Genomic DNA, 24,592 nt, shown 5'->3' on the forward strand with positions numbered 1-24,592 from the left:
TCGGGTTTCAGCGGAGCAGGTACGGCATGTTCACCGTCACGGCGCCGGTTGGGCAGCGCGCCGCGCACGGGCCGCAGTACCAGCACTCATCGACGTGCATGTACGCCTTGCCGGTTTCCGGATTGATCGCCAGCGCATCGAGCGGACACACTTCCACGCACAGCGTGCAGCCGTCGATGCAGAGTGACTCGTCGACCGTGACCGGCACATCGGCGCGGTTGTTGTGGACCAGGGTCACTACTCACTCCTTGTCAGGTTGCCGCGCATGGTGATTCGGTCGCCCCGCATCCTGATGTATTCCAGGTCCACCGGCGTCCCGTCGTCGAGGCTGGTGAGTCGCTCGAGCATCAGCAGTGGCGCGCCGTCGGGCACTTGTAGGGTCGCCGCCGAATGCGCGTCCGCCGGAATGGCTTCCAGCGCCAGCGATGCCGAGCCCAATCGTTGCCCGCTCACCTGCTCGATGAGCGCAAAAAGATCGTTCTCTTCCAGCGGTTGGCCCAGGATGGCGGCGCCGATGCCGGGGGTGAGATAGGTGAGGTCCAGGCTCAGCGGCAGGTCGCCCAGGTAACGCAACCGCTCGATGAACACGACGTCGGCACCGACGTTCAACCGCAACCGGCGAGCCACCGAGGGCGGTGCGGTCATCAGGGTTGCGGTCCGCACTTCGTTGCGGACTTCGCCCTGGTTCTTAAAGGTCTCCTTCAGACCCAGCAACGCCTCCAAACCGTGCTCGTATTTGCGTTGCGCGACATGGGTTCCGATCTTGGGCCCGCGGTCGATCAGACCCTCGTTCTTCAGCACACCGAGCGCCTCGCGGATGGTATTGCGCGAGACCGAGAATTCGGCGGCCAGATCGTTCTCCGTCGGCAGACCAGCGGCATAGGCACCGAGGTGAATCTGCTGGCGCAGCACGTCGGCGGTCCGGCGCGCCCGGTCGGCCCGGGTTTCCTGATTCGGCGCTGTCTCGGTCACGCCGTCACGCTAATGCAGGTCAGCGGGCCTTCGCCGGGCACGCATCAGGGTCGGTTACCCCGGTTGCAGCTATTGCGCCAGCGCCGTTCGCGTCGCGACCAGGCATGTTTTCGACACAAACCGCCATTGCGCCACCCCGATGTCGCGGCCGCAATTCTGATCGTCCTGAAACAAATGACGCTGTCGGTCCTCAGTTCACCGGAACCGTGTGTTCGTTGGCCACCAATGTCTGTTCCGAACCCGTCGGCTCGGACCCGTTGCCGTTGGCGCTGGCTGTGCTGACCGCGCAGCGCTTGGCTTCCATGCGCTTCAGCGCCTCTTGGGTGAATACCGACAACCCGAGTTCGTGGTTGTAGCCGTGGATCTCCTTGACGTCGAGCTGCGCCATGAAGTAGACGATCTCCCTGGAGACCACCTGTCCCGGCACCAGCACCGGGAAGCCCGGAGGGTAAGGCACCACAAATGTGGTGGACACCAACGTCTTTCCCTCGGCCAGCCGCCGGCCGGCCGTGCCGAGCAGCACATACTCGCGGTCGGACTCCTCGTAGCCGGCGTAGAACGCCGACCGGGTGTCGCCGTACACGCTGTTCTCGTCCGGGCGGAAGGCGACGTCGAATTCGCTGAAGTCGGGCAGGTGCGGCAGATCCTCGGTGATCTCCTCGACACGCTGCCTATGCAATGCCCGGTCGGCGGCGCTGGCTGCCTTCTGAATCCGGTCGAAGTCGATGGCGACCCGGCGAAGTACATCGAGCAGGTGATGCACGCTCGACCAGGTGACGCCGATGGTGAAGATCAGCAGCACGCTGTTGATCGACGTCTTGTTGATCTGGATGCCGAACCGGTCCATCAGGATCTTCTCGCGGAAGTCGTACCCGTTCATGCCGGTGTTGCCGAGGAACAACGTGACCCGGGTCGGATCCAGCACGAACTGATCCGACCGCCAGGCCTCGTTCCACTCGTCCAGGGCGCCCTGCCGGACTTCGCGGTACGAGCTGACATGGGAAGCCCGGTACTCCTCGGGCACCAGGTCGGATTCGTCGAGAATGCGGAACCACTTGCTGATCAGCCGGTCCTTGCGGACCCGGTGGCGGAACACCAACGCCATGTCGTAGACCTGGCGCACCATGTCGAAACCCTCGATGTCGACCTGGCGGCGGGCCAAGTCCAGGGATGCGAGAAGTTGCTGGTTCGGCGATGTCGAGGTGTGAGTCAGAAACGCCTCACCGAAAGCGTCGCGGGCAAGTGCGTTGAAGTCCTGGTCGCGGATGTGGATCATCGACGCCTGCCGGAACGCCGACAACGACTTGTGCGTGGAGTGTGTGGCATAGACGCGCACCCGGGCCTGATCGGGATCCGGCAACAGTTGGCGCTCAACCCATTCCGAACGCGGCACGTCCTGGATCGAGGCCCGCCAAGCGCGGTACTCCTCGCGGTATTCCGGCGATGACAGCATCTGCTCGAGACGCTCTGCCGCCACCATCGCGGTGCGCTGCCGGGCCCACGGCACGGCGGTGGCGAAGGCGTACCAGGCCTCGTCCCACAAGAAGACGATGTCCGGCTTGATCGCCAGCACCTCTTCCATCACCCGGCGGGGGTTGTATACGACGCCGTCGAAGATGCAGTTGGTGAGCAACAACATCCGCACCTTGTGCAGCTGCCCGGCCTCCTCGAGATCCAGCAGTGCCTTCTTGATCGTGCTGAGCGGCACCGCCCCGTAGATGGCGAACTGCGGAAGCGCGTAGGACTCCAGATACCGCGGGTAGGCGCCGGCCAGCACCAGGCCGTAATGGTGCGACTTATGGCAGTTGCGGTCGATGAGCACGATGTCACCGGGGCGGGTCAACGACTGCACGACGATCTTGTTCGCCGTGGATGTCCCGTTGGTGACGAAGTAGGTGTGGTCGGCGTTCCAGGTGACCGCGGCCTTGTCCATCGCCTTCTTGATGTTGCCGTGCGGATCCAGCAACGAGTCCAATCCGCCTGAGGTGGTGGATGTTTCGGCCATGAAGATATTGCGGCCGTAGAACTCGCCCATGTCTTGCAGCGTCTTCGAGTTGAAGATGCTGGCGCCGCGCGCGACGGGAAGGGCGTGGAATTGGCCGACCGGCGCGGCGGCATAGGCCCGCAAGGCGTCGAAAAACGGTGTGGAGAACCGCTTTCGCAGACCCGCGATGACCGTGCTGTGCAGATCGGTCACGTCGTTGAGCCGGTAGAACGTGCGGTCGTAGATGTCGGGCTCGTCGTCGTTGCCCGCGGCAATCGACTCGTCGGTGAGCAGGTACAGGTCGATGTGGGGCCGCAGTTCGCGGATCCATTCGCCGCATTCGATCCAGTCGTGGGCGCTGTCGGATACCGATGCCTCGTTCTCTGTGTCGTTGAGTCCGAGCAGCGTGTTCATCAACGGCACCCGGTCCCGGGACCGCAGCGGCAGATCGTGGCGGATGATCGCGGCCTGGATCTCGCCGTTGAGTGCCACCGCGGTGATCGCGTCCTCGACGCTGGGCGCCACCAGGATCTCGAACTGGATGTCGTCGTACGGGTTACGCAGCGCGCGAAGGCATTCCACCAGGCTCTCCGGAGCCGTCGCCGGAGAATCGTCGGCGAGCAGCACGGTATAGAACTGCTGCTGCTTGGCCTGGGCCACCAACTCCTGCTCGGCCAGCGGTGCCGAAATGTCGAAAAGCGCTGTGCGGTCCCCATACTCGGACAGCAGACGCACGGCCAGCGACACTTCCTCGGTGAGGCGCACCGTGGACAGGATGTCCAGGTGAGAGCGGAAGGTCGCCAGGTTGGCCGCCCCGGGATACAGCCAGTACCGCTCGTAGGCGGCGATGCGGTCCATCAACCGCTTGACCTTGGCCAGGTCGTGCGCCTTGTCCATCCCGGCCAGATCCACCTCAGCGAGATGACGGCAGGCGTCGTCGAGCAAGTTCCAGGTGTCGACGCGCGTGTAGGACGGATTTGCCACCGCCGCCAGCGCTGAGACGCGAAGCCGTCGCTTGCGGGCACTCGGTCGAGTCATGTCATCACCTTCTGTCGGCGTGCGCGGCCGACGGCATGAGCAGCATGGACGCAGCGGCCGTGCGTCGCATCGTCACTAGTGCAGTCAAGTCCTGAGCAGCTTTCCGTTGGTACCAGCCGCCATTGTGTCCCGCCGGTGGAAAAATCGCGACGATTTCGCGCGAGGTTTTCGGACTCAGGCCGACTCGTCGTCGGACGCGTCGTCGGCGTCCACGATCTGCTTACCGCCGCGACTGCCCAGCGGGTTCTCCATCCACTTCAGCAGCGGCAGCTGCGGCATCTCCCAGCGCTTACCCGGCAGGTCGGTGACATCGCTGAGCGAGCGCACCACACCCTGGGTCAGGCCCATGATGGCGGCCATCACCGGCAGCAGCGGCTGCAGCGGCTTGGCCGCGGTGCGTACCGTGCTGATGCGTTGGGCCAGGATCAGGCGCTCGACCGTGTGATAGACCCACGCCCCCACACCCAGCGCCAGGATCGCCAGTACCGAGGCCACGATCGTCCAATCGAATGCGGCGCTCACCACGGCGCCGACCACCACCGCCACCGCTGCGATCACCGACAGGACGACGCGCAACTCGAGCCGGGTCATGGCGCGTTCCCCGGCGCCACGCCACGAACGGCCCGGGCGGCCGCCCGGATCTGCGGTGTCACCAGCATCACCTGACCGAGTACCCCGTTTACGAAACCCGGCGAATCGTCGGTGGACAGTTCCTTGGCCAGCTCGACGGCCTCGTCGACCGCCACCGGCTCGGGAACGTCGTCGGCATAGAGCAACTCCCACACCGCGACCCGCAGGATCGCCCGATCCACCGCCGGCAACCGATCCAGCGTCCAGGCCTGCAAGTGGGAGGTGATCAGCTCGTCGATGTGGGCGGCGTGCTCGGCGACACCGCGTGCCACCGTGGCGGTGTAGGGCGCCGGCGCGGCCACGTCGGGATTGGATGCGGCCAGCGCGGTGCGGCCGTCGACCAACTCAGCCGGGCTCAAGCCGCGCGCCTCGGCCTCGAACAGCAGGTCCACGGCGCGCTTTCGCGCCTGGTGCCGTCCTCGAACGGGTCGCGACGGTTTCCGGTCGGGCATGTTCAGGCGTTTACCCGGCCCAGGTAGCTGCCGTCGCGGGTGTCGACCTTGAGTTTGTCGCCGGTGTTGATGAACAGCGGCACCTGGATCTCCGCGCCGGTTTCCACCGTGGCCGGCTTGGTGCCCGCGCTGGACCGGTCGCCCTGCAGACCGGGCTCGGTGTGGGAGACCACGAGTTCGACGGACACCGGCAGCTCGATGTAGAGCGGCGAGCCGTTGTGGAAGGCCACCTGCACGGGCAGACCCTCCAGCAGGAACCGGGCCGCGTCACCGACCAGCGACTCGGGCAGCGGGTGCTGTTCGTAGTCCTCGCTGTCCATGAACACGAAGTCCGAACCGTCGCGGTACAGGTAGGTGGTGTCGCGCCGGTCGACGGTGGCGGTGTCGACCTTGACCCCGGCGTTATAGGTCTTGTCGACGACCTTGCCCGACAGCACGTTCTTGAGCTTGGTGCGCACGAAGGCCGGCCCCTTGCCGGGCTTTACGTGCTGGAACTCGGTGATGGTCCACAGCTGGCCGTCGATGACCAGGACAAGTCCGTTCTTGAAGTCAGCAGTGCTCGCCACGGTGGGTGAATCTCCTACAAAATGGCCAGTTCCTTGGGGAACCGGGTCAACAATTCCGGGGTCTGCCCAGCTTTGTGCGAGGAGGACTGGTGGTCGCTGGGCACCGCCAGAGTGTCCTCGATGCGGACACCGCCGCGGCCGGGTAGATAGACACCGGGCTCCACGGTGACGACGGAACCCGCAAGTAGTGTACCGGCGGACGTCGCGCCGATGCCCGGCGCTTCATGTATCTGCAGGCCGACCCCATGTCCCAGGCCGTGGCCGAAGTGATCGCCGTAACCGGCGTCGGCGATGATCTGGCGCGCCGCGCCGTCGACGTCACGCAAGTCCGCGCCCGGATGCAGGGCCTCCCGCCCGGCCCGTTGCGCCTCGGCGACCAATTCGTAGATCTCCAGCTGCCACTGCGCGGCGTTGTCCAGCACGAAGGTGCGGGTCATGTCGGAGTGGTATCCGGCGACCAGTGCGCCGAAGTCGATCTTGACGAAGTCGCCCGAGGCCAACACCGCATCGGTCGGTCGGTGATGCGGAATCGCCGAGTTGGGTCCGGCCGCCACGATGGTCTCGAACGAGATCGTGTCGGCGCCGTGGTCGAGCATCAGGCTCTCCAATTCGCGGGTCACCTCGCGTTCGGTGCGGCCCGGTCGCAGGCCCCCGCGCTCTACCAGGTCGGTCAGCGCGGCGTCCGCCGCTTCGCAGGCCAAGCGCAGTAGGGCCAGCTCCCCGGCGTCCTTGACCTCACGCAGCGCTTCGACGGTGCCCGATGCGCGCACCAACTGGGTGTCATGCCCGTCCAGCCCCCCGTTCAGCGCATCCATCCCGTCGACCGTGACCACGTGGCTCTCGTAGCCGAGTTTGCCTACCCCGTCCTGGCCGGCCCGCCCGGCCAGATAACGTCCGACGGCCCGCTCGATCGCCACTTCGAGATCAGGCGATTGCGCGGCGGCCTGGGTGCGGTAACGACCGTCGGTGGCCAGCACGGCTTCCCGATCGTCAGCAAACACCAGCAACGCGCCGTTGGATCCGCTGAAACCGGATAGATATCGGACGTTTATCAGGTCCGTGACCAGCATCGCATCTAGTCCGGCGGCACCGATTTTGGCTTTGAGGTTGTGTCGACGCTGGGAATGTGTCACGGGTCTTGACGGTACTCGCTACGCTGTTTGCCCATGAACAAGTGGATGGTGCGTGGTCTGGTCTTCGCCGCCGGGATGGTCGTGCTGCGTCTGATCCAAGGAGCGCTGATCAACGCCTGGCAGACGCAGTCCGCGCTGATCAGCATCGTGCTGTTGACGCTCTTCATCATCGCGGCCACAGTGTGGGGCCTCTTCGACGGTCGCGCCGACGCGAAATCCAACCCCGACCCGGACCGGCGCGATGACCTGGCGATGGTTTGGTTGCTCGCCGGCTTGGTCTCCGGACTGGTCAGCGGCCTGGTCGCCTGGCTCATCCACCTGTTCTACGAAGGCATCTACACCGGCGGACTGCTCAACGAGCTAACTACCTTCGCGGCGTTCACCGCCCTGCTGGTCTTCGTGTTCGGAATCCTCGGGGTGGCGGTCGGCCGGTGGCGTATCGACCGCAACGCTCCCCCGCCGGAGAAGCACGACGGTTCGCGTGATCGCGACGAAAACACCGACGTGTTCTCCGCCGTCCGCGACGACGACAGTCCCACCGGGGAGATCCCGACCGGCGGTGGCCGCGCGCAGGAACGCACCGCGGTGGCCACGAAAGAGCGGGAGGACGAACGCACCGAGGTCATTCCGACCGACGACAGCGAAGCCAAGACCGAAGTGATCCGCACTCACGACAGTGACGCGAAAACCGAGGTGATCCGCACCCACGACAGTGACGCCAAGACCGAGGTGATCCGTACCGACGCGGACCGCACTCAGGCCGAGCGCAAGCCGGACCTGCGCAAGGACTAGCCCCGTCTTGGCTTTGCGTGTGAATCCTGGGCTTTGCGCGTGAATCCTGGGCTTTGCGCGTGAATCCTGGGCTTTGCGCGTGAATCCTGGGCGGGATCCTGCCGATTTTTCCGGCCAGGCTTCACACCGAAAGCCGTGCCTTCACACTCAACGCCGAGGCTTCACAACCGAAGTCAGGCGGCTGCCGAAACCCTAGTCGCGCAACCCCGCCAGGTAGCGCAGGGCCAGCAGGTAACCCTGGATCCCGAGGCCGACGATCACCCCGGACGCGACCGGACTCAGGTAGGAATGCCGCCGAAACTCTTCGCGCGCATGCACATTGGAGATGTGCACTTCGATCAGCGGTGCGCGCAGTTCGGCGCACGCGTCCCGCAGTGCCACCGAGGTGTGGGTCAGACCGCCCGCGTTGAGGATCACCGGCTCTGACGTGTCGGCGGCGCGGTGGATCCAGTCCAGTAGCTCGGCTTCGCTGTCGCTTTGGCGCACAACGACTTCGAGGCCGAGTTCGGCGGCTTCGCGCTCGATCAGGGTGACCAGTTCGTCGTGTGTGGTGCTGCCGTAGACGGCGGGCTCGCGCTGTCCGAGCCGGCCCAGGTTCGGTCCGTTGATCACCTGTACCGTCATGGGGCGCACACTCCCGCGTAGGCCGTCACCAACAGACCCGGATCCGGGCCCACCAGGCGGCCCGGTTTGGCCAGCCCGTCCAGGACCACGAAACGCAGTACCCCGGCCCGGGTCTTCTTGTCTCCGGCCATGTATTCGATCAGCTGTGGCAGCGCGTCGGCCTCGTAACTGACCGGCAGGCCCAGCGATTCCAATATCGCGCGGTGGCGCTGCGCGGTCTCGTCGTCGAGGCGGCCGGTCAGTCTGGCCAGCTCGGCCGCGAACACCAGTCCCACCGACACCGCGGCGCCGTGCCGCCACTGGTAGCGCTCCCGGCGTTCGATCGCGTGGCCCAAAGTGTGCCCGTAATTGAGGATTTCGCGCAGCTCGGATTCCTTCTCGTCGGCGGCCACCACTTCGGCCTTGACGGCGATGGCGCGCCGCACCAACTCCGGCAGCACGTCACCATCGGGGTCCAGCGCCGCCTGGGGGTCGGCTTCGATCAGGTCCAGGATCACCGGGTCGGCGATGAAGCCGGCCTTCACCACTTCGGCCATCCCGGCGACGATCTCGTTGCGCGGCAACGTCTTCAGCGTCGAGAGGTCCACCAGCACGGCCAGCGGCTGATGGAACGCGCCGACCAGGTTCTTGCCGGCGTCGGTGTTGATGCCGGTCTTGCCGCCGACGGCGGCGTCGACCATGCCCAGCAGCGTGGTGGGCACATGCACGATCGACACGCCGCGCAACCAGGTGGCCGCCGCGAAACCCGCGACGTCGGTGGCGGCCCCGCCGCCGAGACTGACCAACGCATCCTTGCGACCGATCCCGATGCGTCCCAACACTTCCCAGATGAAGCCGACGACGGGTAGGTCTTTGCCTGCTTCGGCGTCCGGGATTTCGATGCGGTGCGCATCAACTCCCTTGTCGGCCAACAGGGTTCGGATGTTCTCCGCGGTGTGCGCCAGCACCGGCTGATGCAGGATGGCGACCTTGTGCCGGCCGGCCAGCAGCTGCTCGAGTTCGTCGAGCAGCCCGGTGCCGATCACCACGGGGTACGGCGGGTCGACGGCCACCTGCACGGTCACCGGTGTGGGTTTGTCTGTCATTGGGAAGCCTCTACCTGAGTCTTGAGGCGCGACACGATGTAGCGGACCACGGCGCCCGGATTGCGCCGGTTGGTGTCCACCCGGATGGTCGCGACCTTTCGGTACAGCGGAATGCGCTTGGACATCAACTCCCGGAACTTCTCGGCACGGTCGGGTCCGGCGAGCAGCGGTCGTACCGTGTTGCCTCCGGTGCGCCGCACCCCTTCGGCCGCGCTGATCTCGAGATAGACCACGGTGTGCCCGACCAGCGCTGCGCGCACCCCGGGGCTGGTCACCGCACCACCGCCGAGTGACAGCACGCCGTCGTGTTCGGTGAGCGCCGAGCGCACCACGTCTTCCTCGATGCGGCGGAACTCCGCTTCGCCGTCGGTGGCGAAGATGTCGGCGATCGAGCGTCCGGTTCGCGCCTCGATGGCCGCGTCGGTGTCGAGCATGCTCACCCCGAGCGTCTTGGCGAGCCGGCGTCCGATGGTCGACTTTCCGGAACCCGGTAAGCCCACGAGTACCGCTTTGGGTGCCATGTGCGGCTAGCTTCCGGAGGCCCGGGCCGCCGGCGCTTCCCGGTCGGCGACCGAGCGCTGGTAGGCCGCGATGTTGCGGCGGGTTTCGGCCAGCGAGTCGCCGCCGAACTTCTCCAGGGCCGCGCGCGCGAGCACCAGCGCGACCATGGTCTCGACGACGACGCCGGCGGCCGGCACCGCGCACACGTCGGAGCGTTGGTGGATCGCCACGGCCTCGTCGCCGGTGGCCAGGTCGACGGTGGCCAGCGCCCGCGGCACGGTGGAGATCGGCTTCATCGCGGCACGCACCCGCAGCGGCTGGCCGTTGGTCATGCCGCCTTCCAGCCCGCCGGCGCGGTTGGTGGAGCGGACCACGCCGTCCGGGCCGGGATACATCTCGTCGTGGGCGCGGCTGCCGCGGCGGCGTGCGGTTTCGAAGCCGTCGCCGATCTCGACTCCCTTGATGGCCTGGATGCCCATCACCGCGGCGGCCAGCTGGCTGTCCAGGCGGTTGTCGCCGCTGGTGAACGAGCCCAGCCCGACCGGCAGACCCAGGGCCACCACCTCGACGACACCGCCGAGGGTGTCGCCGTCCTTCTTGGCGGCCTCGATCTCCGAGATCATCGATTGCTCCGCCTGCTCGTCATACGCGCGGACCGGGCTGGCGTCGATGGCGGGCAGGTCCTCGGCTCGCGGCGGCGGTCCGTCGTAGGGCGCCGACGCGCCGATCGAGATGACGTGGGAGATCACCTCCACACCCAGCGCCTGCCGCAGGAACGCGCGCGCGACGGTGCCGGCCGCGACCCGCGCGGCGGTCTCGCGGGCGCTGGCGCGCTCCAGCACCGGGCGGGCGTCGTCGAAGCCGTATTTGAGCATGCCCGCGTAGTCGGCGTGGCCGGGCCGCGGCCGGGTCAACGGTTCGTTGCGCGCGCTGTTCTCCAGTTCGGCGGGGTCGACGGGGTCCGCGGCCATCACGGTCTCCCACTTCGGCCATTCGGTGTTGCCGATCTCGATCGCGATGGGACCGCCCAGTGTGGTGCCGTGCCGAACCCCGGACAGCAGGGTCACCGCGTCGCGCTCGAACTTCATCCGCGCACCCCGGCCGTAGCCCAGCCGCCGGCGGGCCAGCTCGTCGGCGATTTCGGTCGAGGTGACTTCCACGCCGGCGACCATGCCTTCGACCAGGGCCACCAGCGCGCGGCCATGGGACTCCCCAGCGGTGATCCAGCGCAACACCTGGATATCTTCCCACGCGCGCAGGCGTGGCCGACTCGAGACCGGACGACGTCGGGTCAGTTCAGCGCGGCCAGGGCCGTCGCGCCGGCCGTCGCCAGCACCATCGACGGACCGTGCGGAACGGCCCGCGCGCCGATCAGCACGGCGGCCAGCGCCGTCAGCAGCGGGGCGGTGATCGCCGCCAGGAACCACACGTGCGCGCCGAAGCAACCGGCCAGGCCGCCCAGGCCGAGCGCCAGCTTGACGTCGCCGGCGCCCATCGCCGTCGGCGACAGCAGATGCAGCAGCAGATACGTGCCCGTCAGCGTCACCGCGCCGGCCAGCGCCCCGACGCCGTGGCCGGCGAGCGCGGCGCCGGTCAGGATCGCCGCGGCGCCCGGCAAGGTCAGCAGGTTGGGCAGCCGCCGCTGCCGGACGTCGTAGCAGCTCAGGACCGCCATCCACGCCAGTGTCAGGCCGGTCAGCGCAATCCGCATGCGCGGCAGGGTAATTCACTCGGGGCGATGCGCAAGTCAGCCGCGGGCAACCCCCGCGAGCGTCCCCAAAATGCCGGCAATTGCCGCGTTTGCCGTACATTTGAGCGCGCTCGGCGGCAGGAGAACTAATCCAACGCGCGGGCCATCGCCGCACGTGGGGCGGGCAGTCCGGTGAACTGTTCCACCTGCGCGAAGGCCTGGTGCAGCAGCATCTGCAAACCGCTGATCACCCGGCCGCCTGCCGCCTGGACCGCCGCGGCTAGCGGCGTGGGCCACGGGTGGTAGATCGCGTCCAGCAGAACCGGTACCGCCGCAAAAACCGGGGCGTAGCGGGCTGCCACCTCGGCCGGGATGGTGCTGATCGCGGCCGCGGCGGCGGCGACCTCGTCGGCCAGCCCGTCATCGTCCAGGCCGCAGAACCGGGCCGCCACCCCGACCCGGGCACCCAGGTCCACCAGCCGCGCCGCCCTCTCCGGATTGCGGGCCACCACCGTGATTTCCGCGACGCCGAGCTGCGCCAACCCCACCACGGCGGCCGGCGCGGTGCCGCCCGATCCGACGACCAGCGCCCGGCCCGAGACCGGTCCCAGGGCGCCCGACACCCCGTCGACGTCGGTGTTGTCGGCCAGCCAGCCGCGCGGCGTGCGCACCAGCGTGTTGGCCGACCCGACCTGCTCGGCCCGCGGCGTGCGTTCGCCGGCGAACCGCAGCGCGGCGAACTTGCCCGGCATGGTCACCGACACGCCGACCCATTCCGCTCCCAAGCCGGCGACGAACCCGGGCAGCGCGTCGGCGTCGCATTCGATGCGGTCGTAGGTCCAGTCGGTCAGGCCCAGCGCGCGGTAGGCGGCCAGGTGCAGTTGCGGAGAGCGGGAATGGGCGATCGGCGAGCCCAGCACCCCGGCTTTTCTAGCGTGCGGAATCGAGGACACCGTTGCGTTTGGCCAGTTCGATGTTCGCCAGATGCTGCTGATAATCCCGGGTGAACAGGGTGGTGCCCTGGGCGTCGATGGTGACGAAGTACAACCAGTCACCCGGCGCCGGACGCTCGGCGGCGCTCAGCGCCTCCACGCCCGGCGAACAGATCGCGGTGCGCGGCAACCCGTCGACCATGTAGGTGTTCCAGGGGGTGCGCTGCGCGCGGTCGGCGTCGGTGGTGGCCACCTCGCGGCGGTCCAGCGGATAGTTCACCGTCGAGTCGAACTCCAGCTTGCGGTGCTCGTGCAGCCGGTTGTAGATGACCTGCGCCACCTTCGCGAAGTCCTGCGCGTTGGCTTCCTGCTGCACCAGCGACGCGACGACGAGAATCTCGTATGGCGACAGGTTCAACGACTTGGCGGTGTCGACCAACCCGGACGTCAGGTAGGACACGGCGCCGGCGCTGATCAGGTTGGACAGCGTTGTCTCCGCGGAAGCAGCCGGATCGATGTTGAAGGTGCCCGGCGCGATCAGACCCTCGAGCCGGCGATGGTCGTCGCCCTGTTCCTGCACCCGTTCCAGGGCCCAGTCCGGCACCAGCAGCGCGGCGGGGGTGCTCTTGCTGGCCGCGGTGCGCAGATCGGCCACCGCCAAGCAACGTTGGTTGCCGTCCAGGTCGACGCAGGTGGCCCGTGAGATCAGCGTCAGGATGCCGGGGGTGGTCTTGTTGGTCTTCATGTCGGTGGTGTCGTCGAGTTGACGGCCCTCCGGGATGACCAGCCTGCCCACCCTGCTGCCCGGATCCGTAAGCCGCGCCACCGCGTTGGCCGCCGGGATCTCGGTGCGCATCCGGTAGTAACCGGGCTGAATGGACGTGATGGCTGCGTTGCCGTGCGCGGCGTCGACGAACGCGCGCACGGTGCGTACCACGCCGCGCTTGTGCAGCGTTTCCCCGACCGCCGTGGTCGAGTCGCCGGCCTGGATCTGGATGACGACGTCACGCTTGCCGTTGCCGGTGAAGTCGTCGTCGTTGGAGGTCACCGCATGCCAGAGTTTCGAGCCGAGCAACATGGCCGCCACCACGACCACCACCAGCAGGCTGATGGCGAAGCCGCCGGCGAAGCGACGCCGGCGGCGGCTGCGCTGCGCCCGTTTGCGTTCGGCGCGGCTCTTGCGGTGTCGGTTGGGCCCGACGGCGACGGGTTTGGCCCGGCTCGCGGCCTGACCCTCTTCGAGGTCAGACATCGGTGGCCTGTTCGGCGGGCAGGGATCGGCGCTGGTCGAGCCAGCCCTGCAGGATCGCCACCGCGGCGGCCTGGTCGATTACCGCGCGTTGCTGCCTGGCGCGGACACCCGCCTCGCGCAGCGACCGCTGCGCGCTGACCGTGGTCAGCCGCTCGTCGGCGACGCGGACCGGGACCGGGGCCACCCGTTGCGCGAGCGCGTCGGCGACCTCGATGGCGTCCTGCGCGGATTGCCCGATCCGGTCAGCCAGCGTCCGCGGCAGGCCGACGATCACCTCCACGGCCTGCATCTCGGCGACCAACCCGGCCAGCCGGCGCAGGTGCTTACCGGAACGGTCGCGGCGTACGGTTTCCACCGGCGTGGCCAGGATGCCGTCCGGGTCGCTGACCGCCACCCCGATCCGCACGGTGCCCACGTCGACACCGATGCGCCGACCCCTCCCGGGATCTGATTCGCCCGGCCGATCCGGCTGGCGCTGCGGCGCGATCACTCAACCGACCCGCGCTATCTGTGCGCGCACCGCATCCAGGGCGGCATCAATACCGGCCGGGTTCTTCCCCGAGCCCTGCGCCAGGTCGGCCTTGCCGCCGCCACGGCCCTCGACCGCCACCGCCAGCTCCTTGACCAGCTCGTTGGCACTCAAACCGAGTTCCTGCGCGGCCGGGTTGGCCGCCACCGCGTACGGCACTGTGGCGCCCTCGCCCTCGACGATCAGCACCACCACCGCCGGGTCGCTGCCCAGCTTGCCTCGGATGTCGCCGACCAGAGAGCGCAGATCAGCCGCCGTCGTTCCACTGGACATACGCTGCGCCACCAGACGGACGTTACCCACCCGCTCGGCTCCCGCGGCGGCATTTGCCGCAGCCGCTCGCGCAGTGGCCAGCCGGGCCCGTTCCAGTTCCTTCTCCGCAGCCTTGAGCCGCTCGACCAGGTTGGCCACCCGGGCCGGCACCTCCTCGGAGGGAACTTTCAGCGACGATGCCAGCCCGGCCATCAACGCGCGTTCCTTGGCCAGGTGCCGGAACGATTCCAGACCGACGTAGGCCTCCACCCGTCGCACGCCCGAGCCGATGGACGACTCACCCAAAATCGTCACCGGCCCGATCTGCGCCGAGTTGTGCACGTGGGTGCCGCCGCACAACTCCAGCGAGAACGGACCACCGATCTCCACCACCCGCACCTGCTCGGGATATGCCTCGCCGAACAGCGCCATCGCGCCCATCGCCTTGGCCTTGTCCAGCTGCTCGAGGAAGGTGTGCACTTCGAAATCGGCCTGGACGGCCTCGTTGGTGACCTCTTCGATCTGATTGCGCTGGTCCTCGGTGAGCGGGCCCTGCCAGTTGAAGTCGAAGCGCAGGTAGCCCGGGCGGTTCAGCGATCCGGCCTGAACGGCATTGGGACCCAACACTTGTCGCAGCGCGGCATGCACCATGTGGGTGCCGGAGTGGCCCTGGGTGGCGCCCTTGCGCCAGCCGGGATCGACGGCCGCGACGACGGTGTCGCCCTCGACGAACTCGCCCGATTCCACGTTGATCCGGTGCACGTGAACGGTTTTGGCGATCTTTTGCACGTCGGTGACGGCGGCTTTGGCGCTGCCGCCCGATCCGGTGCCGCTGATCGTTCCCGCATCGGCGATCTGTCCGCCCGATTCGGCGTAGAGCGGGGTGCGATCCAGAATCAGTTCGACGCGGTCCGCCTCGGCGCTGTCGGTGTGCGACACCACCGGGACCCGCTGGCCATCCACGAAGATGCCCAAAATCCTTGCCTGCGAGGTCAATTCGTCGAATCCGGTGAACTCGGTGGGACCGGCGTCGACCAGTTCGCGGTAGGCGCTCAGGTCGGCGTGCGCGTGCTTGCGGGCGGCCGCGTCGGCCTTCGCGCGCTGACGTTGCTCGGCCATCAACTCGCGGAAACCCGCCTCATCGACGCTCAACCCGGATTCCGCCGCCATCTCCAACGTGAGCTCGATCGGGAAGCCGTAGGTGTCGTGCAGCGTGAACGCATCCGAGCCCGAAACCAGGCCGGTGCCAGCGGATTTGGTGGCGCTGGCCACGTCGTCGAACAGTCGGGACCCCGACGCCAGCGTGCGGTTGAACGCGGTCTCCTCGGCGACCGCGATGCGGTTGATCCGGTCGAAGTCGCTGACCAACTCGGGGTAGGACGGGCCCATCGCGTCGCGCACGGTGGCCATCAGGTCTCCGACGATCGGGTCCTCGATACCGAGCAGCTTGGCCGAGCGGATCACCCGTCGCAGTAGGCGCCTCAGCACGTAACCGCGTCCGTCGTTGCCGGGGCTGACGCCGTCGCCGATCAGAATGGCTGCGGTGCGGCTGTGGTCGGCGATGATGCGGTAGCGCACGTCATCAGCGTGATTTCCGACGTCATAGGGTCGCGGCGCGCGGGCGGCCACCAGATCGATGACCGGGCGCAGCAGATCGGTCTCGTAGACGTTTGCCACGTTCTGCAGCACCAGCGCGATACGTTCCACACCCATGCCGGTGTCGATGTTCTTGCGCGGCAACGGCCCGAGGATCTCGTAGTCCTCCTTGGAGGTGCCCTCGCCGCGCTCGTTCTGCATGAAGACGAGGTTCCAGACCTCGAGGTAACGGTCCTCGTTGGCGATCGGGCCACCACCGACACCGAACTCCGGTCCTCGGTCGTAGTAGATCTCCGAGGACGGGCCGCACGGGCCGGGGATGCCCATCGACCAGTAGTTGTCGGCCATGCCACGGCGCTGGATCCGCTCGGGCGGCAGGTGCGCGATCTCCTGCCACAACCCGGCGGCCTCGTCGTCGTCCAGATAGACTGTGGCCCAGAGCTTTTCCGGGTCCAGGCCATAGCCACCCTCGACGACGTTGGTGGTCAGCAGGTCCCAGGCCAGCGCGATGGCCTCGCGCTTGAAGTAGTCACCGAAGCTGAAGTTGCCGGCCATCTGGAAGAACGTGTTGTGCCGGGTGGTGATGCCGACCTCGTCGATGTCCGGAGTGCGGATGCACTTCTGGATGCTGGTGGCCGTGGTGTATGGCGGCGTGCGCTGGCCCAGGAAGAACGGCACGAACTGCACCATGCCCGCGTTGACGAACAACAGGTTGGGGTCGTCAAGGATCACCGAGGCGCTGGGCACCTCGGTGTGTCCCGCCTTCACGAAATGATCAAGGAAACGCTTCCTGATCTCGTGTGTCTGCACTGTCGCTTCTTCCTTAAATCGGCACGGTTGCTTGACGTCAACACCAGCCTATTCGCCGAGGTTGGCCGCCGAACACGTATTTGCAGGCCCGCTCAGCCTGCCACTTACCCCTCGACGAAGCTCAACCGGACCGACCGCTTGGGGTTGTCGCGGTTGAGGTCGACCAGGACGACGCTCTGCCAGGTGCCCAGCAGCGGTTCGCCGCCGCTGACCGGCACGGTGACCGACGGCGAGACGATCGCCGGCAGCACATGGTCGGCGCCGTGGCCCGGGGAGCCGTGCGAGTGCCGGTAGCGCTCGTCGCGCGGCAGCAGCCGCTCCAGGGTGTCCACCAGGTCGTGATCGGAGCCGGCGCCGGTCTCGATGATCGCCACCCCGGCGGTGGCGTGCGGGACGAAGACGTTGCACAGACCGTCGGCGTGATTGCCGCAGAACGAGCGCACTTCGTCGGTCAGATCGACGATGCGGCGACGCGTGGTGTCGACCTCCAGCACATCGGTATCCATCCGACCAAGCCTACGGGCGAGGCTTGGGCGGCTGCCAATCCAGCATTGCCAGGGCTGTTGCGGAGGAGGAAGGTGAATGAGGGACCGGTGGCGCGCCGGGCGCCGCCCTGACAAGAGGGAGGGGCCGGCTGTGTACGCTCGCTCGACCACTATCCAGGCGCAACCTTCGTTGCTCACCATGGGCATCGCGCACATGCGCGAAGTCGTCCTGCCCACTGTTCAGGCGGTGGACGGCTGCCTGGGCATGTCGTTGTTGGTGGACCGGGAGACGGCCAGATGTGTGGCGACCACCGCGTGGGAATCGGAGGAGGCGTTGCGGGCCAGCGCCGAGCGGGTGTGGCCGGTGCGCAGTCGAGCCGTCAAGATTCTCGGGGGCAGCGCGGTGGTGGATCAGTGGCAGATCTCGGTGCTGCACCGCGCCCGCCGCTCGGGTCTGGGTGCCTGCGTGCGCGCCACCTGGCTCAAAGCCCGGCCCGAGCAGTTCGAGCACGCCGTCGATTTCTACAAGCTGGCCGTGTTGCCGGCCATCGAGGAGTTCGACGGCTTCTGCAGCGCCAGCGTGATGATCGACCGCGCCTCTGCGCGGGCGGTGGCGTCGGTGACCTATGACAGCCGCGAGGCGATGGAAAGGAGCAGCGACGCGGCCCGCTCGCTGCGCACGGCGATACTGCGCGACCTGAGCGTCGATCAGGACGACGTCGGCGAGTTCGAGCTGGCGATCGCGCGGCTGCGGGTGCCTGAGCTGGTCTAGGCCGCGAGAAGACGCAAAAGCCCCTCATTGTCGCGGGAAAAGGGTGCTTTTCCGTCTGCTCGGCGTCAAACACACACCTACGGCAGCGCGTCCCCGGGAAATCCCAGGCACGGGTGCACCTCGTAGGTGAACACCCCGGCGGCCACCCCCGGGTCGCCGGCCATGATCGCGTCGGTGTCCTCGACCGTCGCGGCGAAGACCCCGACTCCGCAGACGTCGGACTCATCGGTGGTCGGCAACACCACCGCCAGCACGCCCTCGTCGCGCAGCCCGAAGTTCCGGCGGCCGTGCTCCCAGATGAGCCCGGACGCTTCCTCGGTTCCGTACCCGGGTCCGCGTTTCAAGATGACGACGCTGTAGGCCTTGGCCGTTGCCAGCAGCGGTGCCATCTCCTCGTCGCTGAAGGTCTTCACGCCCGTCCCCGCCTCCCCCGAATGATGGCCCGCAACCGATCCAACCGTCCGGCGATCTCCCGCTCAGCACCCCGACCGGTGGGCCGATAGTAGTCCACCCCCGCCAACTCGTCCGGCGGATATTGTTGCGCCACAACGCCGTCCGGGTCGTCGTGGGAGTACTTGTAGCCCTGCGCGTTGCCCAGCGCGGCCGCACCGGAGTAGTGGCCGTCGCGCAGGTGAGCCGGCACCAGGCCCGCCTTGCCCGCCTTGATATCGCCCATCGCCGCCCCCAGTGCCGTCGTCACCGCGTTGGACTTCGGCGCCGTCGCCAGATGCACGGTGGCGTGCGCCAACGTCAACTGCGCCTCGGGCATACCGATCAGCGCGACCGTCTGCGCCGCCGCGACCGCCACCAGCAGGCCCGTCGAGTCCGCCATCCCGACGTCCTCGCTGGCCAGGATCATCAGCCGGCGGGCGATGAACCGCGGGTCCTCCCCCGCGACCAGCATGCGGGCCAGGTAGTGCAGCGCGGCGTCCACGTCCGAGCCACGTACCGACTTGATGAACGCGCTGACGACGTCGTAGTGCTGATCGCCGTCGCGGTCGTAGCGCACCGCGGCCCGATCCAGGGACTGTTCGACGGTTTCGACGGACACGTGATCCGAAGCCTCGGCAGCCACCTCCAGAGCGGTCAGCGCCCGGCGCGCATCGCCGGCGGCCAGCTGCACCAGCAGCTCGACGGCCTCGGGCGCGACCGTCACCTTGCCGCCCAGTCCGCGGGGGTCCTCGATCGCCCGCTGCACCACCGTGCGGATGTCGTCGGCGGTCAACGGCCGCAGTTGCAGGATCAACGATCGCGACAGCAGCGGCGCGACGACGGAGAACGACGGGTTTTCGGTGGTCGCCGCCACCAGCAGCACCACCCGGTTCTCCACCGCGGCCAGCAACGCGTCCTGTTGCGTTTTGGAGAACCGGTGCACCTCGTCGATGAACAGCACCGTCTGTTCGCCGGAAAGTGCACTCAGTCGCGCCTTCTCGATCACCGCCCGCACTTCTTTGACACCGGCCGACAACGCCGACAGAGCTTCGAAGCGGCGGCCGGTGGCCTGCGAGATCAGTGCCGCCAGCGTGGTCTTTCCGCTTCCCGGCGGACCGTAGAGGATCGCCGAGGCCATACCGGAGCCCTCGACCAGGCGACGCAACGGCGAACCCGCCGCCAGGAGGTGTTGCTGGCCGACCACTTCTTGCAACGACGCCGGACGCATCCGCACCGCGAGCGGCGAGGAGGCGCCGGTGGCGCTCAGGCCGGTCGATTCGGGTGCGCCGGGCAGGTCGAACAGACCGTCGGACACAAAATCAGGCATACCACGCAGCCCGGACAGGCCACCAATGCGCGCGATCCGGTCTCATATTTGCTAAGTTCCCGTTTGCTACGCCCGATGGACAGAGCCAGGCCCCGAACGAACAAGATCGAACTACGAGGCAACGAGGACAGCAATGAGCCAGCCGCCACCCTATCCAGGCAATCCGTCCGACCCTCAAGGCGGCAATCCTCCGGGCTACCCGCCGCCTCGCCACGGCGCGCCCCCGCCGCCACCCCCAGGCGGAGGCGGATATGGGCCACCCGGCGGCGGATACGGGGCGCCCGGTGGCGGATACGGGGCGCCCGGTGGCGGATACGGCGGGCCACCGCCAAGCTTCAGCCCGCCCCCGTCCGGGCCGGACTTCTCCAAGCCTCAAAGCCCCCCGTCCGGTGAGCCCGGTGGCTACCAAGCCCCCGGTTACAGCCCACCACCGCCTTCCTCGCCGCCCGGCGGTTACGGCGCTCCCCCGGCCGGTCTGGGCGGCGGTCCGGCCGGCCCGTACAGCGTCGGAGACGCCTTCAGCTGGGCGTGGGGCAAGTTCACCAAGAACGCCGCCGCGATGGCCGTGCCCGCCGCCATATTCGTCATCGGCATCGGCGTTGTCTTCGGCATCCTCTACGCGTCGTTCCTGGCAACGATGTTGAGTGGCGGTGAAACCACCTACGACCCGGAGACCGGGACGCGCATATGGCGCGCCAGTGACGCGAGTACCGGCGCGGGGTCGTTGATTTTCTTAGTGGTCCTGCTGATCCTGCTCGCCGCGGTCACCTTCTACATGCAGGCGTCTCTGACTTCCGGCAGCCTTGATGTCGCGGACGGACGGCCGGTCACGATCGGATCGTTCCTGAAGCCCCGCAATTTCGGCCCGGTCGTTCTCACCATGCTGCTGGTGGCGCTCGGCAATGCCATCGGCAGCCTCTTGTGTTACATACCCGGCCTCATTTTCGCGTTCCTCACGATGTTCGCGGTCCCATTCGCGATAGACAGATCCCTACCGCCGGTTGAGGCCATCAAAGCCAGCATCGCGACGACACGAGCCAACGTCGGACCCGCGTTACTGACCTGGCTCGTACAGGTTGCAGTGATGCTGGTCGGTGAATTCGCCTGCGGCATCGGTCTGATCGTCGCCGTCCCGGTCGCGATGCTGATCCAGGTCTACGCCTACCGCAAGCTGACCGGCGGCCAGGTGGCTCCGCTGGAGCAGGGCGGCCTGCCGCCGGGTCCGCCGCCCGGGCAATACCCCGGACAGCAGTATCCGGGTCAGCAATACTCGTAAAGGCGTCGATACGGGCCGTTCACACCGCAGCGGCCGAATGAACGAATGACTGCCGCCCGCAGCACAATCCGGAAACGGTGCGCGCTGCGGGCGGCTGTCTTGTGTGATGGGATCAGCACCTATGAGCATCAAAGTTGCACTGGAGCACCGCACCAGTTACACCTTTGACAAGCTGGTCCAGGTGTATCCGCACGTCGTGCGGTTGCGTCCGGCGCCTCATTCGCGCACGCCGATCGAGGCCTATTCGCTGCGGGTGGACCCCGGTGAGCACTTCATCAACTGGCAGCAGGACGCGCTGGGAAACTTCCTGGCGCGGCTGGTCTTCCCCAAACCGACCCAACGCCTCAGCATCACCGTCGGATTGATCGCCGACCTCAAGGTGATCAACCCGTTCGACTTCTTCATCGAGGACTGGGCCGAGACGTGGGACGCGGGCAGATCTTTGTACCCCAAGGCGCTGGCCCACGATCTGGAACCGTTCATGCGGCCGGTCGACGAAGACGGCGACGGGTCGGGTCCCGGCGACCTGGCCCGGGCCTGGGTCCGGAACTTCGCGGTGCCCGATGGCACCCGCACCATCGACTTCCTGGTCGCGCTCAACCACGCGATCAACGCCGACGTCAGCTACAGCCTGCGGATGGAACCCGGCGTTCAGACACCGGATTTCACGCTGCGCAGCGGCGTCGGTTCCTGTCGGGACTCGGCGTGGCTGCTGGTGTCGATCCTGCGGCAACTCGGGTTGGCCGCCCGGTTCGTGTCGGGTTATCTGGTGCAGTTGGCGTCCGACGTCGAAGCCTTGGACGGCCCGTCGGGACCGGCCGCCGACTTCACCGACCTGCATGCGTGGACCGAGGTGTACATCCCGGGCGCGGGCTGGATCGGACTGGACCCGACGTCCGGTCTGTTCGCCGGCGAAGGCCACATCCCGCTGGCAGCGACGCCGCATCCGTCGTCGGCGGCGCCGATCACCGGCAGCACCGATCCGTGTACTTCGATCCTGGAGTACTCCAACACCGTCACCCGGGTCCACGAAGACCCGCGCGTGACGCTGCCCTACACCGACGACGCCTGGGCCTCGATCTGCGCGGTGGGCCGCCAGGTCGACCAGCGGCTGGCCGCCGGCGATGTGCGGCTGACGGTCGGCGGTGAGCCGACGTTCGTGTCGGTGGACAACCAGGTCGACGAGGAGTGGCGTACCGCCGCCGACGGGCCCCACAAGCGGCGCCTGGCTTCGGAACTGGCCGCGCGGCTCAAGGCGCAGTGGGCGCCGCAGGGGCTGGTCCAGCGCAGCCAGGGCAAGTGGTACCCCGGCGAGCCGTTGCCGCGCTGGCAGATCGGGCTGTACTGGCGCGCCGACGGTCGCGCGCTGTGGACCGACGAGAGGCTGCTGGCCGACCCGTGGGCGGACGAACGGCCAGGACCGGTCGATGAGGGGACCGGGGGCGAGGTGTTGTCGACGATCGCCGAGGGTCTGGGCCTGCCGGGCACCCAGGTCCGCCCCGCCTATGAGGACCCGCTGGCGCGACTGGCGTCGGAGGTGCGGTTGCCGGACGGGGATCCGGTGGCGCCGACCGACGACCTGGTCCCGGGTCACGGCGACGAGTCGAGCCCTGGTGCGCTGGTGCTGGGCCTGGACGAATCCGTCACGACGCCAGCGGCTTACGTGCTTCCGTTGCACCGCCGCGAGGACGGCTCCGGTTGGGCCAGCGCGGACTGGCGACTGCGCCGCGGCCGTCTGGTGCTCACCGCGGGCGATTCGCCGGCCGGGCTGCGGCTGCCGCTGGATTCGATCAGCTGGCGCCCGCCACCCACGACGTTCGAGGTCGACCCCGGGACCGTCGGCAAGACGCTGACGCCGGAACCGCAGAGCGCGGATCGCGCGGTGGTGACCGACCCGGAGGGCGCGCCGACGACCGCGCTCGTCGCCGAGGTACGCGACGGGTTGTTGTACATCTTCCTGCCGCCCATCGCGGCATTGGAGGACTTCGTCGACCTGCTCAGCCGGGTGGAGACCGCAGTCGCCAAGGCCGACTGCCCGGTTGTGATCGAGGGTTACAGCCCGCCGACCGACCCGCGGCTGATCTCGACGACGGTCACCCCGGACCCCGGTGTGATCGAGGTGAACGTCGCGCCGACGGCCAGTTTCGACGAGCAGCGACAGCAGCTGGAAACGCTGTACGAAGAAGCGCGGCAGGCCCGGCTGTCCACCGAGTCGTTCGACATCGACGGCACCCACGGCGGCACCGGCGGAGGCAACCACATCACTCTCGGGGGTGTCACGCCCACCGACTCACCGCTGCTGCGCCGCCCGGACCTGCTGGTGTCGTTGCTGACCTACTGGCAGCGGCACCCGTCGCTGTCTTATGTGTTCGCCGGCCGGTTCGTCGGCACCACCTCCCAGGCGCCGCGCGTCGACGAGGGCCGGGCGGAATCGCTGTACGAGTTGGAGATTGCGTTCGCCGAGATCGCGCGGCTCTCGGCGGGCGGCGGGGCGAAACCATGGGTGACCGACCGGGCGCTGCGGCATCTGCTGACCGACATCACCGGCAACACCCATCGCGCCGAGTTCTGTATCGACAAGCTGTACAGCCCGGAGGGTCCCCGCGGCCGGCTCGGTCTGCTCGAGCTGCGCGGCTTCGAGATGCCGCCGCACCTGCGGATGGCGATGGTGCAGTCGCTGCTGGTGCGCTCGCTGGTGGTGTGGTTCTGGGAACAGCCGCTGCGTGCTCCCCTGATCCGCCACGGCGCCAATTTGCACGGCCGATACCTGTTGCCGCACTTCCTCATTCACGACATCGCTGACGTGGCCGCCGACCTGCGCGCCCAGGGCGTCCCGTTCGAGACCAGCTGGCTGGACCCGTTCACCGAGTTCCGCTTCCCGCGCATCGGCACCGCGGTGTTCGACGGCGTGGAGGTCGAGCTGCGCGGGGCCATCGAACCGTGGAACACCCTCGGTGAGGAGTCGACCGCCACTGGCACCGCCCGCTACGTGGACTCCTCGGTCGAGCGCGTTCAGGTCCGCGTCATCGGCGCCGATCGCCATCGCTATGCGGTGACCTGCAACGGCTACCCCGTCCCGTTGCTGGCCACCGACAATCCCGACATCCACGTCGGCGGGGTGCGGTTCAAGGCGTGGCAGCCGCCCAGCGCTCTGCACCCCACCATCTCCACCGACGTCCCGCTGCAGTTCGAGTTGATCGACCTGACCACCGGAACCTCGCGCGGCGGCTGCACCTACCACGTCGCACACCCCGGCGGTCGGGCCTACGACGAACCGCCGATCAACGCCGTGGAAGCCGAGTCGCGCCGGGCCCGCAGATTCGAGGCGACCGGTTTCACCCCCGGCAAGCTCGACCTCGCGGGCCTCCGGGAGAAACAGGCGCGTTTGTTCACCGATGTCGGCGCGCCGGGAATCCTCGATCTGCGACGCGTGCGTACCGTGCAGCAGTAGTGACAGTCGGC

22 protein-coding genes and 1 pseudogene are annotated in these 24,592 nt (G+C 67.9%); 4 read left to right on the forward strand and 19 right to left on the reverse strand.

The window, feature by feature from the left end; genetic code table 11:
- Nucleotides 1-7 precede the first annotated feature (7 nt).
- The 7 genes and pseudogenes from AC5Y4D_RS07730 to AC5Y4D_RS07760 all read right to left on the reverse strand — a co-directional run bounded on the left by AC5Y4D_RS07730 (nucleotide 8) and on the right by AC5Y4D_RS07760 (nucleotide 6,775).
- Nucleotides 8-238 (reverse strand): 4Fe-4S dicluster domain-containing protein, encoded by a 231-nt coding sequence (locus AC5Y4D_RS07730; RefSeq protein WP_499944481.1) that lies wholly within the window; start codon nucleotides 236-238, stop codon nucleotides 8-10.
- Nucleotides 238-972, reverse strand: coding sequence for a GntR family transcriptional regulator (locus tag AC5Y4D_RS07735; RefSeq protein WP_500036885.1), 735 nt, complete (start codon nucleotides 970-972; stop codon nucleotides 238-240). The genes AC5Y4D_RS07730 and AC5Y4D_RS07735 overlap by 1 nt, the downstream gene beginning before the upstream one ends.
- Before the next feature lie 265 nt (nucleotides 973-1,237).
- Nucleotides 1,238-3,994 (reverse strand): annotated as a pseudogene (locus AC5Y4D_RS07740) (aminotransferase class I/II-fold pyridoxal phosphate-dependent enzyme); the annotation flags it as partial.
- 174 nt (nucleotides 3,995-4,168) lie between these two features.
- On the reverse strand, nucleotides 4,169-4,585 hold the full coding sequence (locus AC5Y4D_RS07745; RefSeq protein WP_500036886.1) for an antitermination protein NusB: 417 nt from the start codon (nucleotides 4,583-4,585) through the stop codon (nucleotides 4,169-4,171).
- Entirely contained in the window at nucleotides 4,582-5,076 is a 495-nt protein-coding gene (gene nusB / locus AC5Y4D_RS07750; RefSeq protein WP_500036887.1) for a transcription antitermination factor NusB, read from the reverse strand. The genes AC5Y4D_RS07745 and nusB overlap by 4 nt, the downstream gene beginning before the upstream one ends.
- Before the next feature lie 2 nt (nucleotides 5,077-5,078).
- Complete coding sequence (gene efp / locus AC5Y4D_RS07755; protein ID WP_499944477.1) at nucleotides 5,079-5,642, reverse strand: elongation factor P; 564 nt, start codon at nucleotides 5,640-5,642, stop codon at nucleotides 5,079-5,081.
- A gap of 14 nt (nucleotides 5,643-5,656) precedes the next feature.
- On the reverse strand, nucleotides 5,657-6,775 hold the full coding sequence (locus AC5Y4D_RS07760; protein WP_500036888.1) for a M24 family metallopeptidase: 1,119 nt from the start codon (nucleotides 6,773-6,775) through the stop codon (nucleotides 5,657-5,659).
- Nucleotides 6,776-6,808: 33 nt separating this feature from the next.
- Between AC5Y4D_RS07760 and AC5Y4D_RS07765 the strand changes: the two genes are divergently transcribed.
- The gene (locus AC5Y4D_RS07765; protein ID WP_500036889.1) at nucleotides 6,809-7,567 is read left to right on the forward strand and encodes a B-4DMT family transporter; all 759 of its coding nucleotides are present in this window, start codon (nucleotides 6,809-6,811) and stop codon (nucleotides 7,565-7,567) included.
- A 192-nt stretch (nucleotides 7,568-7,759) separates the two neighbouring features.
- On the opposite strand, the gene aroQ is transcribed toward AC5Y4D_RS07765, so the two are convergent.
- The 10 genes from aroQ to AC5Y4D_RS07815 form a co-directional block, all read right to left on the reverse strand.
- Nucleotides 7,760-8,191, reverse strand: a complete 432-nt coding sequence (aroQ, locus tag AC5Y4D_RS07770) for a type II 3-dehydroquinate dehydratase (RefSeq protein WP_500036890.1) — start codon at nucleotides 8,189-8,191, stop codon at nucleotides 7,760-7,762.
- Complete coding sequence (gene aroB / locus AC5Y4D_RS07775) at nucleotides 8,188-9,276, reverse strand: 3-dehydroquinate synthase (protein WP_500036891.1); 1,089 nt, start codon at nucleotides 9,274-9,276, stop codon at nucleotides 8,188-8,190. The genes aroQ and aroB overlap by 4 nt, the downstream gene beginning before the upstream one ends.
- Nucleotides 9,273-9,797 (reverse strand): shikimate kinase, encoded by a 525-nt coding sequence (locus AC5Y4D_RS07780; protein ID WP_499944472.1) that lies wholly within the window; start codon nucleotides 9,795-9,797, stop codon nucleotides 9,273-9,275. Before AC5Y4D_RS07780 ends, aroB begins: the two co-directional genes overlap by 4 nt.
- Before the next feature lie 6 nt (nucleotides 9,798-9,803).
- Nucleotides 9,804-11,012, reverse strand: coding sequence for a chorismate synthase (gene aroC / locus AC5Y4D_RS07785; protein ID WP_500036892.1), 1,209 nt, complete (start codon nucleotides 11,010-11,012; stop codon nucleotides 9,804-9,806).
- A 56-nt stretch (nucleotides 11,013-11,068) separates the two neighbouring features.
- Nucleotides 11,069-11,488: a prepilin peptidase gene (locus AC5Y4D_RS07790; RefSeq protein WP_500036893.1), complete on the reverse strand. Its 420-nt coding sequence runs from the start codon at nucleotides 11,486-11,488 to the stop codon at nucleotides 11,069-11,071.
- A 125-nt stretch (nucleotides 11,489-11,613) separates the two neighbouring features.
- Nucleotides 11,614-12,411 carry a shikimate dehydrogenase gene (locus AC5Y4D_RS07795; protein WP_500036912.1) on the reverse strand — a complete coding sequence of 266 codons (798 nt, stop codon included), beginning with the start codon at nucleotides 12,409-12,411 and terminating at the stop codon, nucleotides 11,614-11,616.
- Entirely contained in the window at nucleotides 12,398-13,651 is a 1,254-nt protein-coding gene (gene mltG / locus AC5Y4D_RS07800) for an endolytic transglycosylase MltG (protein WP_500036894.1), read from the reverse strand. Before mltG ends, AC5Y4D_RS07795 begins: the two co-directional genes overlap by 14 nt.
- Nucleotides 13,644-14,141 carry a Holliday junction resolvase RuvX gene (gene ruvX, locus AC5Y4D_RS07805; protein ID WP_500036895.1) on the reverse strand — a complete coding sequence of 166 codons (498 nt, stop codon included), beginning with the start codon at nucleotides 14,139-14,141 and terminating at the stop codon, nucleotides 13,644-13,646. Before ruvX ends, mltG begins: the two co-directional genes overlap by 8 nt.
- Nucleotides 14,142-16,838, reverse strand: a complete 2,697-nt coding sequence (gene alaS, locus AC5Y4D_RS07810; protein WP_500036896.1) for an alanine--tRNA ligase — start codon at nucleotides 16,836-16,838, stop codon at nucleotides 14,142-14,144. It abuts the gene before it with no gap.
- 104 nt (nucleotides 16,839-16,942) lie between these two features.
- On the reverse strand, nucleotides 16,943-17,332 hold the full coding sequence (locus AC5Y4D_RS07815; protein ID WP_499944595.1) for a secondary thiamine-phosphate synthase enzyme YjbQ: 390 nt from the start codon (nucleotides 17,330-17,332) through the stop codon (nucleotides 16,943-16,945).
- Between the two features lie 142 nt (nucleotides 17,333-17,474).
- Here AC5Y4D_RS07815 and AC5Y4D_RS07820 point away from each other — a divergent pair, with 142 nt between their 5' ends.
- Nucleotides 17,475-18,095 (forward strand): antibiotic biosynthesis monooxygenase, encoded by a 621-nt coding sequence (locus AC5Y4D_RS07820; RefSeq protein WP_499944465.1) that lies wholly within the window; start codon nucleotides 17,475-17,477, stop codon nucleotides 18,093-18,095.
- Between the two features lie 77 nt (nucleotides 18,096-18,172).
- On the opposite strand, the gene AC5Y4D_RS07825 is transcribed toward AC5Y4D_RS07820, so the two are convergent.
- Both AC5Y4D_RS07825 and AC5Y4D_RS07830 read right to left on the reverse strand, forming a co-directional pair.
- A complete protein-coding gene (locus AC5Y4D_RS07825) occupies nucleotides 18,173-18,508 on the reverse strand; it encodes a YciI family protein (protein ID WP_499944464.1) in 336 nt (111 codons plus the stop codon).
- Nucleotides 18,505-19,854 (reverse strand): replication-associated recombination protein A, encoded by a 1,350-nt coding sequence (locus AC5Y4D_RS07830; RefSeq protein ID WP_499944463.1) that lies wholly within the window; start codon nucleotides 19,852-19,854, stop codon nucleotides 18,505-18,507. The genes AC5Y4D_RS07825 and AC5Y4D_RS07830 overlap by 4 nt, the downstream gene beginning before the upstream one ends.
- 133 nt (nucleotides 19,855-19,987) lie before the next feature.
- Between AC5Y4D_RS07830 and AC5Y4D_RS07835 the strand changes: the two genes are divergently transcribed.
- Complete coding sequence (locus tag AC5Y4D_RS07835; RefSeq protein ID WP_499944462.1) at nucleotides 19,988-21,130, forward strand: DUF2189 domain-containing protein; 1,143 nt, start codon at nucleotides 19,988-19,990, stop codon at nucleotides 21,128-21,130.
- Nucleotides 21,131-21,251: 121 nt separating this feature from the next.
- Nucleotides 21,252-24,581: a transglutaminase family protein gene (locus tag AC5Y4D_RS07840; RefSeq protein WP_499944461.1), complete on the forward strand. Its 3,330-nt coding sequence runs from the start codon at nucleotides 21,252-21,254 to the stop codon at nucleotides 24,579-24,581.
- The last annotated feature ends 11 nt before the right edge of the window (nucleotides 24,582-24,592 follow it).

The sequence above is a fragment of the Mycobacterium sp. NGS67 genome, assembly GCF_059812185.1.

Excerpts from the sequence above, each read along its gene's own strand:
- aroQ (WP_500036890.1), bottom strand. The coding sequence starts at position 8,191 with ATGACGGTACAGGTGATCAACGGACCGAACCTGGGCCGGCTCGGACAG.
- AC5Y4D_RS07765 (WP_500036889.1), top strand. The coding sequence starts at position 6,809 with ATGAACAAGTGGATGGTGCGTGGTCTGGTCTTCGCCGCCGGGATGGTC.
- mltG (WP_500036894.1), bottom strand. The coding sequence starts at position 13,651 with ATGTCTGACCTCGAAGAGGGTCAGGCCGCGAGCCGGGCCAAACCCGTC.
- AC5Y4D_RS07840 (WP_499944461.1), top strand. The coding sequence starts at position 21,252 with ATGAGCATCAAAGTTGCACTGGAGCACCGCACCAGTTACACCTTTGAC.
- nusB (WP_500036887.1), bottom strand. The coding sequence starts at position 5,076 with ATGCCCGACCGGAAACCGTCGCGACCCGTTCGAGGACGGCACCAGGCG.
- AC5Y4D_RS07830 (WP_499944463.1), bottom strand. The coding sequence starts at position 19,854 with ATGCCTGATTTTGTGTCCGACGGTCTGTTCGACCTGCCCGGCGCACCC.
- AC5Y4D_RS07835 (WP_499944462.1), top strand. The coding sequence starts at position 19,988 with ATGAGCCAGCCGCCACCCTATCCAGGCAATCCGTCCGACCCTCAAGGC.
- AC5Y4D_RS07745 (WP_500036886.1), bottom strand. The coding sequence starts at position 4,585 with ATGACCCGGCTCGAGTTGCGCGTCGTCCTGTCGGTGATCGCAGCGGTG.
- AC5Y4D_RS07790 (WP_500036893.1), bottom strand. The coding sequence starts at position 11,488 with ATGCGGATTGCGCTGACCGGCCTGACACTGGCGTGGATGGCGGTCCTG.
- AC5Y4D_RS07780 (WP_499944472.1), bottom strand. The coding sequence starts at position 9,797 with ATGGCACCCAAAGCGGTACTCGTGGGCTTACCGGGTTCCGGAAAGTCG.
- aroB (WP_500036891.1), bottom strand. The coding sequence starts at position 9,276 with ATGACAGACAAACCCACACCGGTGACCGTGCAGGTGGCCGTCGACCCG.